Origin of the sequence: Thioalkalivibrio sp. ALJT (assembly GCF_000381825.1) — a bacterium.
Taxonomy (GTDB): Bacteria; Pseudomonadota; Gammaproteobacteria; order Ectothiorhodospirales; family Ectothiorhodospiraceae; genus Thioalkalivibrio.
Map to the genome: position 1 here is coordinate 73,979 of NZ_KB907129.1, position 13,044 is coordinate 87,022.

The 13,044-nt window shown below is 67.7% G+C and carries 15 protein-coding genes; 12 read left to right on the forward strand and 3 right to left on the reverse strand.

All coding sequences use genetic code 11. From position 1 onward, the window contains the following. Positions 1–5: 5 nt before the first annotated feature. The 3 genes from mlaE to G332_RS0110335 all read right to left on the reverse strand — a co-directional run bounded on the left by mlaE (position 6) and on the right by G332_RS0110335 (position 2,711). The gene (gene mlaE / locus G332_RS0110325) at positions 6–788 is read right to left on the reverse strand and encodes a lipid asymmetry maintenance ABC transporter permease subunit MlaE (RefSeq protein ID WP_026340781.1); all 783 of its coding nucleotides are present in this window, start codon (positions 786–788) and stop codon (positions 6–8) included. Beyond that, complete coding sequence (locus G332_RS0110330; RefSeq protein WP_019626923.1) at positions 781–1,608, reverse strand: ABC transporter ATP-binding protein; 828 nt, start codon at positions 1,606–1,608, stop codon at positions 781–783. The genes mlaE and G332_RS0110330 overlap by 8 nt, the downstream gene beginning before the upstream one ends. Positions 1,609–2,048: 440 nt before the next feature. Beyond that, positions 2,049–2,711, reverse strand: a complete 663-nt coding sequence (locus G332_RS0110335; protein ID WP_019626924.1) for a hypothetical protein — start codon at positions 2,709–2,711, stop codon at positions 2,049–2,051. Positions 2,712–2,785: 74 nt separating this feature from the next. Between G332_RS0110335 and G332_RS0110340 the strand changes: the two genes are divergently transcribed. The 12 genes from G332_RS0110340 to hprK all read left to right on the forward strand — a co-directional run bounded on the left by G332_RS0110340 (position 2,786) and on the right by hprK (position 13,044). Then, a complete protein-coding gene (locus tag G332_RS0110340; protein ID WP_019626925.1) occupies positions 2,786–3,883 on the forward strand; it encodes an LLM class flavin-dependent oxidoreductase in 1,098 nt (365 codons plus the stop codon). Between the two features lie 3 nt (positions 3,884–3,886). Beyond that, entirely contained in the window at positions 3,887–4,819 is a 933-nt protein-coding gene (locus tag G332_RS0110345) for an NAD-dependent epimerase/dehydratase family protein (RefSeq protein ID WP_019626926.1), read from the forward strand. 57 nt (positions 4,820–4,876) lie between these two features. Next, positions 4,877–5,851 (forward strand): calcium/sodium antiporter, encoded by a 975-nt coding sequence (locus G332_RS0110350; protein WP_019626927.1) that lies wholly within the window; start codon positions 4,877–4,879, stop codon positions 5,849–5,851. Then, positions 5,848–6,825 carry a KpsF/GutQ family sugar-phosphate isomerase gene (locus tag G332_RS0110355; protein ID WP_019626928.1) on the forward strand — a complete coding sequence of 326 codons (978 nt, stop codon included), beginning with the start codon at positions 5,848–5,850 and terminating at the stop codon, positions 6,823–6,825. Before G332_RS0110350 ends, G332_RS0110355 begins: the two co-directional genes overlap by 4 nt. Continuing rightward, a complete protein-coding gene (gene kdsC / locus G332_RS0110360) occupies positions 6,825–7,364 on the forward strand; it encodes a 3-deoxy-manno-octulosonate-8-phosphatase KdsC (protein WP_019626929.1) in 540 nt (179 codons plus the stop codon). Before G332_RS0110355 ends, kdsC begins: the two co-directional genes overlap by 1 nt. Beyond that, a complete protein-coding gene (gene lptC, locus G332_RS0110365; RefSeq protein ID WP_051080550.1) occupies positions 7,361–7,936 on the forward strand; it encodes an LPS export ABC transporter periplasmic protein LptC in 576 nt (191 codons plus the stop codon). The genes kdsC and lptC overlap by 4 nt, the downstream gene beginning before the upstream one ends. Before the next feature lie 4 nt (positions 7,937–7,940). Then, the gene (gene lptA / locus G332_RS0110370) at positions 7,941–8,513 is read left to right on the forward strand and encodes a lipopolysaccharide transport periplasmic protein LptA (RefSeq protein WP_369699374.1); all 573 of its coding nucleotides are present in this window, start codon (positions 7,941–7,943) and stop codon (positions 8,511–8,513) included. Next, positions 8,510–9,274 carry an LPS export ABC transporter ATP-binding protein gene (gene lptB, locus G332_RS0110375; RefSeq protein WP_019626932.1) on the forward strand — a complete coding sequence of 255 codons (765 nt, stop codon included), beginning with the start codon at positions 8,510–8,512 and terminating at the stop codon, positions 9,272–9,274. Before lptA ends, lptB begins: the two co-directional genes overlap by 4 nt. A 361-nt stretch (positions 9,275–9,635) precedes the next feature. Next, entirely contained in the window at positions 9,636–11,117 is a 1,482-nt protein-coding gene (locus tag G332_RS0110380; RefSeq protein WP_019626933.1) for an RNA polymerase factor sigma-54, read from the forward strand. A gap of 16 nt (positions 11,118–11,133) precedes the next feature. Continuing rightward, a complete protein-coding gene (gene hpf / locus G332_RS0110385) occupies positions 11,134–11,472 on the forward strand; it encodes a ribosome hibernation-promoting factor, HPF/YfiA family (protein ID WP_019626934.1) in 339 nt (112 codons plus the stop codon). Between the two features lie 3 nt (positions 11,473–11,475). After that, the gene (locus G332_RS0110390; RefSeq protein ID WP_019626935.1) at positions 11,476–11,943 is read left to right on the forward strand and encodes a PTS sugar transporter subunit IIA; all 468 of its coding nucleotides are present in this window, start codon (positions 11,476–11,478) and stop codon (positions 11,941–11,943) included. A 69-nt stretch (positions 11,944–12,012) separates the two neighbouring features. Next, positions 12,013–13,044 (forward strand): HPr(Ser) kinase/phosphatase, encoded by a 1,032-nt coding sequence (gene hprK, locus G332_RS0110395; protein ID WP_019626936.1) that lies wholly within the window; start codon positions 12,013–12,015, stop codon positions 13,042–13,044.

Below are 13,044 nucleotides of genomic sequence, written 5' to 3' on the forward strand. Positions count from 1 at the left end.
TTGGGTCAGCCCGCACCGAACATCAGGCCGGTCAGGATGAAGTCGAGGCCCAGCACCGCCAGCGAGGAGACCACGACAGTCTGGGTGGTCGCGCGCGAGATGCCCTCCGAGGTCGGCTGGGCATTAAAGCCCTGGAACACCGCGATCCAGGTCACCACAAAGCCGAACACGATGCTCTTGATGACGCCGGAAAGGACATCCTCGTTCCAGTCCGTCACCGCCTGCATCTGCGAGAAATAGGCCCCGCTGTCGACGCCCAGCAGGCCCACCCCGACCAGGTAGCCCCCCATTACGCCCACCGCGCTGAAGATCGCCGCCAGCAGCGGCATGGAGAGGAACCCGGCGACAAAGCGCGGGGCAAAGATCCGGCGGTACGGGTTCACCGCCATCATCTCCATCGCCGAGAGCTGTTCGGTCGTTTTCATCAGACCCAGCTCCGCGGTCAGCGCGGACCCCGCGCGCCCGGCGAACAGCAGCGCGGTCACGACCGGGCCGAGCTCGCGCACCAACGACAGCGCCACCACGCCCCCCAGGGCCTCGGCTGCGCCGAAGTTGACCAGCGTGATGTAGCCCTGGTAGCCCAGCACCATCCCCACGAACAGGCCGGAGACGACGATAATCAGCAGTGAGCGCACGCCCACCGAGTAGATCTGGAACAGGGTCAGTCCGAATCGACGCAGCACCACATCGAGACTGGCCAGAACCCGCAGCAGAAAAACAAACGCGCGGCCGAACACTTCCAGGGCGTTCAGCGCACTCCGACCGAGACCGGTGATGGCGTCAATCATCGCGGCGCTGCCCCAGCAGGTCATCTCGGTAGGATGCCCCGGGATAGTGAAACGGTACCGGTCCGTCCGGTCGCCCCTGCAGGAACTGGGCGCTCCAGTCGGAGGCACGGGCCTTCAACTCGTCGGGGGCGCCGGCGTCCACCACCTGCCCGCCCGCGATCAGCACCACCTGATCGGAGATGGCCATGGCCTCCGCAACATCATGCGACACCAGCACGCTGGTCAGCCCCAGACTCTGGTTGGTGCGCCGGATCAGGCTCACGATCTGCCCCATGGTGATCGGGTCCAGTCCGGTGAATGGCTCGTCGTACATGATCAGGTCCGGATCCAGCGCAATCGCACGCGCCAGCGCCACCCGCCGGGCCATGCCGCCGGACAGCGAGGCCGGGTCCAGATCTCGCGCGGCGCGCAGGCCCACCGCCTCCAGCTTCAGAAGCACCAGGGTCTGCAGCACGTCTTCCGGGAGATTGGTGTGCTCGCGCAGCGGGAAGGCCACATTCTCGAACACCGACAGGTCGGTCAGCAGCGCGCCACTCTGAAACAGCATGCCCATGCGCTTGCGCAACGCGTACAGACGACGGGTGGAGAGCCTGGCCACCTCCTGACCGTCGACCCAGATGCGCCCATTGTCCGGGCGCAGCTGCCCCCCGATCAGGCGTAGCAGGGTCGTCTTGCCGCTCCCGCTGGGGCCCATGACGGTCGTCACCTGCCCTCGCGGGATGCGCATCGACAGGTCGTCGAATATGACCTTGCGTCCGCGCCGAAAGCACAGGTTCTCGATAACGATATGCGGACTGTCTGCGACGGGCGGCTCGGCCACGCGCACTCCTGGGCATTGGGAATACGGAACCCCGGAGTCTGGCGCCCGTCCGTGCACCCGTCAAAAAACCGGAATGCGGGTGTCCCGGCGTATGCCGGGCGCCCGGCTACGCGTACCGCGGGTAATGATGCAATTCAGCCGGGCGCCGACCAACAGGAATGTCGGCTGTTCGTCCCCCATGCACGCGCGATGACCGCTCAGACATGGAACCGGTGCGCAATCCCGTACGCACCTTGGGATGCGCTGATTGAATCGCGCGTCCGCGCTCGAGTCGCTTTTGCGTGCGTTTAATGCGCGGTGACGGCCGTGCAGTCACTCTGCTACAGGTGAACCGCAACGCCGTGCGCGCGCCCGTGCTTGATCAACAACGGGCGGCCAAGCCCCTGCTTTCACTGGCTTGTGGGGTTGGTGCCTCCCCCGATCAGCGTCTCCCTTGATCATCACGCCCCCAGTAACGTGGCAATGGTGCGAAAGTCGGAAAGCCGCTCCGGCCGCACTCGCAGAAACACCGGGATCTCGCCACCCCCGCCTGCCGGGTCCGGGGCTTGCGCTCGGGCCAGGGCCTCGACCAGCTCGCGCCATCCGGGCGCATCCAGGCCGTCTTCCGGCAGGACCTGCCACGCCCCGCCGCCCGCCGTACCCGGCGCGGCATGGAACGAGGCCGTCACTGCCCGCGCCACCGACCGCGGCTCACCGGCGCCATACACCACCACCCGTTCGAGCCCGACCCCACCCAGAGCCGCCCGGATCGCCGTTACCTGTTCCGGGGCCATCGGACCTGGCGCAACCGCCCGCAGCCCCTCGCCAACGGCGGCCGCCAGTGCCGCCGCCTGGCGGGCACCCGCCTCCGGCGCGAGCACCTGCGGCCACTCGAGGGTCAGCCGCAGCCTGGCCGGAACCGCCTCGGACCAGTCCCCGAATACCGGATCGGGCGCAGTCCAGACCGCAGCTGGCAGCAGCAACCGACTGTAGTGGTGGGTGTAGTACTCCAGCTGCCAGTCCTGCGGCAGGTCTTCGGGAAAGAAGCCCTCCCACCAGTCTTCACCGGGCGCGGCCACGCCGGCAGCCTGCAAGCGGGGCGATGTTGTTGCTGCCTGGGTCATCTGTCCTCCGTTGTCCCCACAACCGCGGTCCGGGTCGCTTGTATCGCATCCGGGTGCGCGGCACAGTTGGCGCCATGCGCTTTGATCTGTTCCATGAACTCTCGGTGCCGGACTTCCTGCAGACCTCCGAATCGGAGGTGCTGGAGAACACCCTGCGCCTGTGGGAGCGGGCCGACCACCTGGGCTTTGGCACCGCCTGGCTGGTGGAACACCACCTGATGCCGGAATTCTCCCACAGTACCGCGCCGGATCTGGTGCTGGCCGCCGCCAGCCAGCGCACCGAACGCCTGCGCCTGGGCCTGGGCGTGGTCCCGCTGCCCTACCACCACCCGCTGCGGGTGGCCCAGCGGGTCGGCATGCTGGACCAGCTCTCCGGCGGGCGCCTGGATCTGGGCATCGGGCGCGGCTTTTCGCCGCGCGAATATGCCACATTCGGGGCCGAGATGAGCGAGTCCCGTGCCCGGGTCGACGCCGGCCTGGACGCACTGCGCCAGGCCTTCGCCAGCGGCCGCATCACGCAGGACGGCCCGTTTCATCATCTGGATGATGTCCCCGTGATGCCGCGTCCGGTGCAGGCCCCGCATCCGCCGATCTGGACCGCCGCGGTCAGCCCGGAATCCTTCACCTGGGCCGCCGAGCAGGGCATCGGCGCGCTGGCGGGGCCGTTCAAGCCCTGGCAGATGATCCGCGAGGACATCCGCCTGTACCACGAGGCGCGGGACGCCGCGCGCACCGACATCGCCCACCCGCGGCGCGTCGGGATGACCCTCGGAGTGCTGTGCCTGCCGGATGGCAAGCGCGCCCGGCGCGAGGCGAAACCCGCCTTCGAGTGGTTCTACCGTCACATGTTCCAGCAGACCCTGCCGGTGCTGGAACGCCTGATCGAGGGCTACGACTATTACCGTTCGCTGGGCCGCTTCCGCCATCTGGTCAAGGCCGGGATCAACCTGAAGATCCTCGACATGCTGGGCATGACACTGGTCGGCACACCCGCGGAGTGTCGCGAGCGCATCGAAAACCTGCGCGCGGCCGGCGTCGATCAGGTCCTGCTGGCCTTTGGCGCCGGGGCCGTACCCCACGAACTGGCCCTGGAATCCATGCAGTGTTTTGCCGAGGAGGTCATGCCGGCCTTCTCCGACCCTGTCGCCCCGCCCGCCCGCGTCGCCACCTAGTCCATGCGCGTCATCGTGACCGGCGCCGCGGGGCGCCTTGGGCAGGCGCTGCTGCCCGCCCTTGCGCGCACTCCCGAGATCCGGGAGATCCACGCCCTCGACCGGTCCCCCCCGACGCCGCCCGCCCTGGATGCTGGTGCGCACTACAGCGCCCGCATCCTGGACCTGAGCCAGGTCGAGACCGCGGATCTGGCCACGGCGGACACCCTGATCCATCTCGCCTTCCAGCTGATGGGGGGCCATGGCGGACGCCGGCGGCATGACCGGGCCTGGGTCCGCCAGCAGAACGTGGCCGTGAGCGAACGGGTCTTCCGCACCGCCGTGGCCGCCGGCATCCGCCACCTGATATTCCTGTCCAGTGCCGCCGTCTACGGCCCCTGGCCGGACAGCCCGCAACCGCTGACCGAAGACGCCCCGACACGCCCCCGCTTCCCCTATGCCGAGGACAAGGTAACGGTGGAACAGGCCCTGCTGGCCGTTGGCCGTGACCATACCGAATGCCGCGTGACCATCCTGCGTCCCCCCGCCATCGTGGGCCCGCATGCGCATCCATTGCTGCTGCGCATTGCCCGCGGACGGCTGTATCCCGCCGGAGCGGAGCAGCCGGTGCAGATCCTGTGGGAAGAGGATGCCGCCGCTGCCATCGTGCGTAGCGTCATTACGCGGAAAACAGGGGTCTTCAACCTGGGGGCGGAACCGGCCTGGACACTGCGTGCCATGGCCCGGCACCAGCGTCGCTGGGGCATTCCGGTCCCGCTCGGGCTGGTCCGCGGGCTGCACCCTCTGGCCTGGCGGCTGAGCGCCGGCGCCGGCGATCCCGGATGGGTCCGCGGCCTGGATGGCCCTCTGGTGCTGGACTGCGCCCGCGCCCGCGAGCAGCTCGGCTGGACCCCTCGGGTCAACACCGCCGAGTGCCTGGAACGCCTGCGCCCCTGAAACCGTGCCCCGATCCGCTACAATCGCGGCCTGACCGTCCCGGGACCCGTCTGCCCCATGGCACTACCCATTGCCGCGATCATTGGTGGCCTGATCCTGCTGACCTGGAGCGCGGACCGCTTTGTGTTCGGGGCCTCCGCCTTCGCCCGGGGCGTCGGGGTCAGCCCGCTGGTCATCGGCCTGACCATCGTCGCCTTCGGCACATCGTCCCCGGAGATCGTCGTCTCGGTGCTCGCCAGCCTGCAGGGCAACCCGGGTCTGGCGGTCGGGAATGCCATCGGCTCGAACATTGCCAATATCGCCCTGGTGCTGGGTGCCGCCGCACTGGTCGCGCCCCTGGCCATCGGCCACGGCATGGTGCGGCGCGAACTCCCGATCCTGCTGCTGGTCAGTTTCGGCGTGCTGCTATTGCTGGCCAATGGCGAACTGGGGCGGCTGGAGGGGGCGGCCCTGCTGGCCGGCCTGACAGCCCTCACCGCCTGGATGGCGTTCAGCGCCAGCCGCGCACCGCCGCCCGGAGACGACACCCCGGCAGTGGTGCGCGGCATGATCGAGACCATCCCGGACACGCCCCGAACGGGTTCGGCAGTGGCGTGGCTGGTCCTGGGCCTGCTGTTCCTGCTGGCCAGCAGCCAGATGCTGGTCTGGGGTGCGGTGGAGATCGCCGCACATCTGGGGGTGAGCGACCTGATCATCGGTCTGACAGTTGTCGCCATCGGAACCAGCCTGCCCGAACTCGCGACCTCGGTGGTCGCCGCGTTCCGCCGCGAGGCCGGGCTGGCCATTGGCAACGTGGTCGGGTCCAACCTGTTCAACCTGCTGGCCGTGCTGGCGGTACCGGCCCTGATCGCACCACTGGCAATCGACGCCGAGGTCCTGACACGCGACTATCCGGTAATGCTGGCACTGACGGTGGTCCTGTTTCTGATCGCCCTGGGCCGGCGCGGGCAGGTCCTGCGCTGGCAGGGTGCCCTTCTCCTCACGGCCTTCGCGGGCTACCTTGTCCATTTGGGAATTACGGCAACGGCATGAACTTCAACCCCGAAACCACCCGCAACCTGGCACTGGCCGTCCTCAATGACGAGGCCGAGGCCGTGCGCAATCTCGGCCAGCGCATCGACGCAGGCTTTCTCGAGGCCTGCCGGCGCATCCTCGAGTGCACGGGCCGCGTGATCGTCACCGGCATGGGCAAGTCCGGCCATATCGGCAGCAAGCTGGCCGCGACCCTCGCCTCCACCGGCACCCCGGCATTCTTCGTGCACCCGGGCGAGGCCAGCCACGGCGATCTGGGCATGATCACCCGCGAGGATGTCGTCATTGCGCTGTCGAACTCCGGCGAGACCGACGAGATCCTGACCATCCTGCCGCTGATCCGGCGCCTAGGCGTCCCGCTGATCGCGATGACCGGCAACCCCGGCTCGCGCCTGGCCACCGATGCCACCGTGCATCTGGACGTTAGCGTCGAACGCGAGGCCTGCCCGCTGGGCTTGGCCCCCACTTCGAGCACGACCGCCGCACTGGCGATGGGCGATGCCCTCGCCGTGGCGGTACTGGACGCTCGCGGCTTTACCGCCAACGACTTCGCCCGCTCGCACCCCGGCGGCCGCCTCGGGCGCCGGCTGCTGGTACACGTCGCCGATATCATGCACACCGGCAGCGCGATCCCGAGCATCGGGCCGGGCGCCGCACTGAAGGATGCCCTGTTCGAGATCACCCGCAAGGGTCTCGGGCTGGTCATCGTGGCCGGCGACGACGAGCGCATCCAGGGCGTGTTCACCGATGGCGATCTGCGCCGCACCCTGGACGCCGGACACAGCCTGGATGGCCTGACCATCGGCGAGGCGATGACGACCGGCGGTCACACCGCGCAGCCCGACTGGCTGGCGGTCACGGCCCTCGAGACCATGGAGAGCCGCCGTATCAACGCCCTGCCCGTCACCGACGCCGACCAGCGCCTGGTCGGCGTCATCAACATGCACGATCTGCTGCGCGCAGGGGTGGCCTGATGAACCTCGACGCGACCACCCTGAATACCCGCCAGCAGGCCGTGCGCCTGCTGATCCTGGACGTGGACGGCGTGCTCACCGACGGCAGCCTGTTCCTGGGGGATGCCGGCGAGCAGTACAAGGCCTTCAACAGCCGCGACGGTCACGGTATCCGCCTGGCCCTGGACGGCGGTATCGACATCGCCATCCTCACCGGCCGCACCTCCGGCGTGGTCGAACACCGCATGCGCGACCTGGGCGTGGAACACCTGATCCAGGGTCGGCGCGACAAGGGCGCGGCGCTGCACGAACTGCTGCAGCGCACCGGGCATGACCCGGCCGCAGCCGCCTTCATGGGTGACGACATCGTCGACCTGCCGGCGATGCAGCGTGTCGGGCTGGGGATCGCCGTAGCCGACGCCCACCCACTGGTGCGCCAGCACGCGCAATGGGTGACCGCCGCCGGCGGCGGCCGCGGGGCCGTGCGCGAGGCCTGCGAGATGCTGCTGGCCGCGCAGGGCCGACTGGATGCACTGCTCGACACCTACCTGAAAGGATGAACAGACCATTGCGCCGCCTGCTCATTACCGGCCTCGCCACCCTGGCCACGCTCGCGGGCCCGGTGCAGGCCGAGGAACCCCCGGCCGTCATCGCCATGCCCACGGATGCGCTGACCCTGCAGATCGACGGCTTCACCCTGCATACGACCGACGCCGACGGCCAGCCCACCCACCGCCTGCGCGGCACGCGCCTGCGCGAATTCGGACGCGACGGCCCGCAGTGGATCGATGACCCCGTGCTGGATCTCTACGCCGAGGGCACGATCGACTGGCACTGGACCGCACCCGCCGCACTGCACCGCCCGTCCGCGCAGACCCTCGACACCGTAGGACCTACCCACGGTCGGCAACCAGCCCTCGAGGACCGCGTGGAAACCGTGATCGAATCCAGCGATGTCCGCATCGCCACCGATACCATGGTCGCGACCTCGCAGGCGTTCTCGACCCTGACCCAGCCGGGCCTGTTCCAGCGTGGCACTGGCCTGCGCGTGGACTCGCAAGCGGATACCATAGAGCTGTTGAATGACGTGTACTCGCTCTACAGCGAGACGAGCGAGGAGGGCCACCCGTAACATGTTGACCCCTAGAAGCCTGTCGCATTCGGGACAGACCGGCCAGGCCTGCAGCCGCCCCGGTCGCCGGCCCCGCTCCGCCATCTCCGTCGTGGTGACCGGCCTGTGGCTGGCCCTGCTCGCCGCACCGACAGCCGCGCAGATGAATCCCACCGCGGCTTTGCCGGTGGAGATCACGGCAGATCGCGCGGAGATGGACGACCGCCAGGGCGTCGGAACCTACACCGGCGATGTCATCGTGACCCGCGGGGACATGACCCTGGAGGCCGATACCCTCTACGTGCGTACCCGCGACCGGCGGCCCTATGAAATGGAGGCGCACGGCAATCCTGCGCGCCTGAAGGCCCCGGATCCGGAAACGGGCGCCACGCGCACCGCTACCGCGCTCCGCATCGACTACCTGCTGAATGCAGACCGCCTGATCCTCACCGAACAGGCCCATGTGGCGACCCCCGGTGAGGAGGCACGCGGAAGACGTATCACCTACGACCTCGCGACCGACGTGATCGAGGCCGAGCGCGGCGATGGCGAAGGCGATCGCGTGCGCATCACCATCCAGCCGCGCAACCAGGAATGAACGCCACGCCTCCCCCCCCCACCAGCATACCCGCGGATGGCCGCCTGTGCGGACGCGAACTGACCAAACGCTATGGCCAGCGCACAGTACTGGACCGCGTGGATGTCGATCTGGCTCCCGGAGAAGTGGTCGGCCTACTGGGCCCGAATGGCGCCGGCAAGACCACCTGTTTCTACAGCCTGGTGGGACTGATCCGTCCCAACGCCGGCCGCATCACCCTGGGCGAATATGACATCACGCGCGCCCCCATCCATGTACGCGCCCGTGCCGGCCTTGGCTACCTGCCGCAGGAGGCCTCGATCTTCCGGCGCCTGAGCGTATGGAACAACCTGCAGGCGGTACTGGAGCTGCGCCCCGAACTGAGCCGACTCGAACGCCGCCGCATTGGCGACGAACTGATCGAGGAATTCCAGCTGGAAACCGTACGCCACAGTCCCGGGATTGCGCTGTCCGGCGGCGAACGCCGGCGTGCCGAGATCGCCCGCGCCCTGGCCGGGGACCCGCGCTTTATCTGCCTGGACGAGCCCTTTGCCGGGGTCGACCCCATCTCGGTGGGCGATATCCAGGCCGTGATCGGCCACCTTGCCGCCCGCGGCATCGGGGTGCTGATTTCCGACCACAACGTGCGCGAGACGCTCGGCATCTGCCACAGGGCCTATATTCTGAGCGAGGGGCGTCTGCTGGCCGCCGGGACACCGGAAGAACTGCTGGACAACCCCAAGGTGCGCCGCGTCTATCTCGGCGAGAACTTCCGGCTGTGATGCCGACCCACGCGCCCGCCGGCCACGACACAAGCCACGGGCCAGGCAGCAAGGACACACCAGCGAATGCTCGCACTCGCGTTAGCGCCTCAGACTCCCCGGGACCCGGCGTGTCGCGCAGCGGGCGGTGGTTCCGCTCGGCCGCTGTCGCTGGATTCATGGATACGCACCGGGTTGCGGCTCCCTTATGCAGAGTGACTGCACGGCAGTCACCGCGCATTGAACGCACGCAAAAACGACCCGAGCGCGGATGTGCGATTCAATCAGCGTCTCCGGAAAGGCATGTAGAGGCGACGAGCGTGCACATTCATCAGCGTTTCCTTAGGATTCCAGTCATGGTCACTCAGACCCCCTACACACGATGCTGAAACCCGGCCTTAATCTGCAGCTGGGTCAAACGCTCACGATGACCCCGCAATTGCAGCAGGCCATCCGGCTGCTGCAACTCTCGACCCTGGAGCTGCAGGCGGAGATCCAGCAGGCGCTGGAAAGCAACCCCATGCTCGAACAGGTGGAGGACGACGACGCCAACGCGGCCCACGAGTCCGCTGCTGCCGAGAGCGAGATTGTCGAAGGCGACCGCCTGGAGGCCACCACAACCCATGACGACGTCATTCCCGAGGAACTGACCACCGACAGTCGCTGGGATGACATCTACGAACCGCCCCCCGCCCCCAAGGGCGTCGACGACCGTGACCCGCTGGAAAACACCAGCGACGATGACGGGGAGGGCCTGCAGGATCACCTGCTCTGGCAACTGCACCTGAGCCACCTGACCCCGCGCGACCAGCGCATCGGTGCGGCCCTGATCGACGCAATCAGCCCGGATGGCTACCTCGAGGGCGACCTCGAAACCTTCGCCGAGACCATCAGCCGCGGGGAAGACGAACCCGTCGGCATTGACGAGATCGAGGCCGTGCTGCACTGGATTCAGCAGTGCGACCCACTTGGCGTAGGCGCCCGCGATCTGCGGGAATGCCTGGAGATCCAGTTGCGCGAACTGGCTCCCGACGCCCCTGCCCGCGACGCCGCGCGCGCCATCCTGGAACATGGCATGGACAGCCTCGGCAAGCGCGACTACAAGGCCCTGCAGCGTCAATCGGGGGTGCGCGACCCGGATGAACTCGCGCAGGCACTGGACCTGATCCGCACCCTGAACCCGCGCCCGGGCGCCCAGATCAGCAGCAATACCTCGGAATACGTGGCCCCGGATGTCTATGTCCGTCACGACCACGACGGCTGGCGGGTGGAGCTGAACCCGGAGATCGCCCCGCGCATCCGCATCAACGACCTCTACGCCGGCATGGTGCGCCAGGTCTCGGACGCCCGTGACAGCGCATTCATGCGCGACCAGCTGCAGGAGGCACGCTGGTTCCTGAAGAGCCTGCACAGCCGCAACGACACCCTCCTGCGCGTCGCCGAGGCCATCGTCCGGCGCCAGCAGGGCTTTTTCGAGCACGGCGAGGTCGCGATGCAGCCACTGATCCTGCGCGATATCGCGGAGACCCTGGAGATGCACGAGTCGACCATCTCCCGCGTCACCACACAAAAGTACATGCACACCCCACGCGGAGTGTTCGAATTCAAGTATTTTTTCTCCAGCCACGTCGGCACCCAGGATGGTGGCGAGTGTTCCGCCACGGCCATCCGTGCCATGATTCGCGAATTGATCGGCGACGAACCACCGACCAAACCGCTCAGTGACGCCCGGCTCGCGCAGATTCTCGCGGACCGGGGCATCAACGTCGCACGACGCACCGTGGCCAAATACCGCGAGGCCATGCACATACCCTCATCCAGCGAACGCCGGCAGATGGCTTCCATGCCCACCGGCAACAAGTAACCAAGGAGTCTTGAATATGCAGATCAACCTGACCGGCCACCATGTGGACCTCACCGACGCCCTGCGCGATTACGTCAACGAGAAGTTCGCGAAGCTGGAACGCCACTTCGACAAGGTCATCGACGTGCACGTCGTGCTGACCCACGAGAAGAATCAGACCCAGCACAACAAGGCCGAGGCGAATCTGCAGGTCAGCGGCAACCATATCCACGCCGAGGCCTCCCACGAGGACATGTACGCGGCCATCGACGGACTGATCGACAAGGTCGATCGCCAGCTGATCAAGCACAAGGAGAAAATCAAGGATCATCACCGCGCCGAGGGCGCCCAGCGCAACCGCGAGCAGGCCTCCTGATCCATGTCGATCGCCGAGCTGATCACTGCCGAACGCATCCGTCTGGAGCCCGAATGCTCCAGCCAGAAGCGGGCGCTGGAAACCCTTGCGGCCCTCCTCGCCAGCGGCGGTGATACCGCGGAACCGGGCAGCGGTGCGATCTTCGAGGCCCTGTCCGCCCGCGAAAAGCTGGGCTCCACCGGGTTGGGCCATGGGGTTGCGATTCCCCATGGCCGCCTCGCCGGCCTGGACGCCCCCCGCGTCGCCGTGCTGCGCCTGGACCGTGGGGTGGATTTCGATGCCATTGACCACGAGCCCGTGGATATCCTGATCGCGCTTCTCGTCCCGGAAGACGCGACCAGCGACCACCTGGAACTGCTGGCCCAGCTGGCCCGTGGCCTGTCCCGGCCGGATACCATCGCCACCCTGCGCCGGGCCGGAGATGTCCCGGCACTGGAACAGGGGCTCGTCCACAGCTTCGGCCAAGGCTGAGCCCGTGACTGGCAAACTGCGTCGAACCCGCCACCTTGTGGCCCCGGCCAGTGTCCTCCAGAACCGGCCATGAACGAGGCCCTGGGGGAAGGCGGGATCGCCCGCGACATCACCGTAGACAGCCTGATCCGGGCGATGGGCAGTCGTCTGGATCTGCGCTTTGTACACGGCGAACACAGCGCGCCCGAGCGCAAACTGGTCGGGACGGACGGCGACGACCTGCCGCTGGCCGGTCACCTCAACCTGATCCGCCCCAACCGTATCCAGGTCATCGGGGACTTCGAGGCCCGCTACATCGACAGCCTGAACCCGCAGCAACGGCTCGACCTGATTCTCGAGATGTCTCGCGCCGGCACTACCGCCGTGATCTTTGCAGAAGACACCTGCCCGTTCGCGGACATGCCCGCAGCCCCGCAGGCAGAGCTGCCACTAATCCTGTGCTCCAGCACCAGCAGTCACGAAATCATTGCGCTGCTGCGCTACTTCCTGCAACAGCGTCTGGCGCACTTCGAGGTCCGCCACGGCGTATTCATGGAGATCCTCGGGATCGGGGTACTCATCAGCGGGGCCTCCAGCGTCGGCAAGAGCGAAGTGGCCCTGGAACTGGTCTCTCGCGGGCACCGCCTGATCGCCGACGATGCCCCGGAGTTCGCGCGCATCGCCCCGGATATCGTACGCGGGCATTGCCCGGCCCTGCTCCAGGACCTGCTCGAGGTCCGCGGTCTGGGCGTGCTCAACATCCGCGCAATGTATGGCGATTCGGCGATCAAGAGCGGCAAGTACCTGCGCCTGATCATCGACCTGCGCGATCATGGCGAACCCTCACCGGTACCCGACGATCGCCTGAACGGCCGCCGCGGCGAGATCAACATCCTCGGCCTGCGCATCCCGCTGATCAGCCTGCCGATCGCCCCCGGACGCAACATCGCGGTGATGATCGAGGCCGCGGTGCGCAACCACATGCTGCATATGCAGGGCTACATCGCCGGCGACGACCTGCGGGCACGCCAGCGCCGCCAGATGAGCGGCGCAGCAGGAGAACCGCTCTACCATCACGCCGCCCCCACAACGACCGTTACCCACCCGGACCCGGAGAGCTGA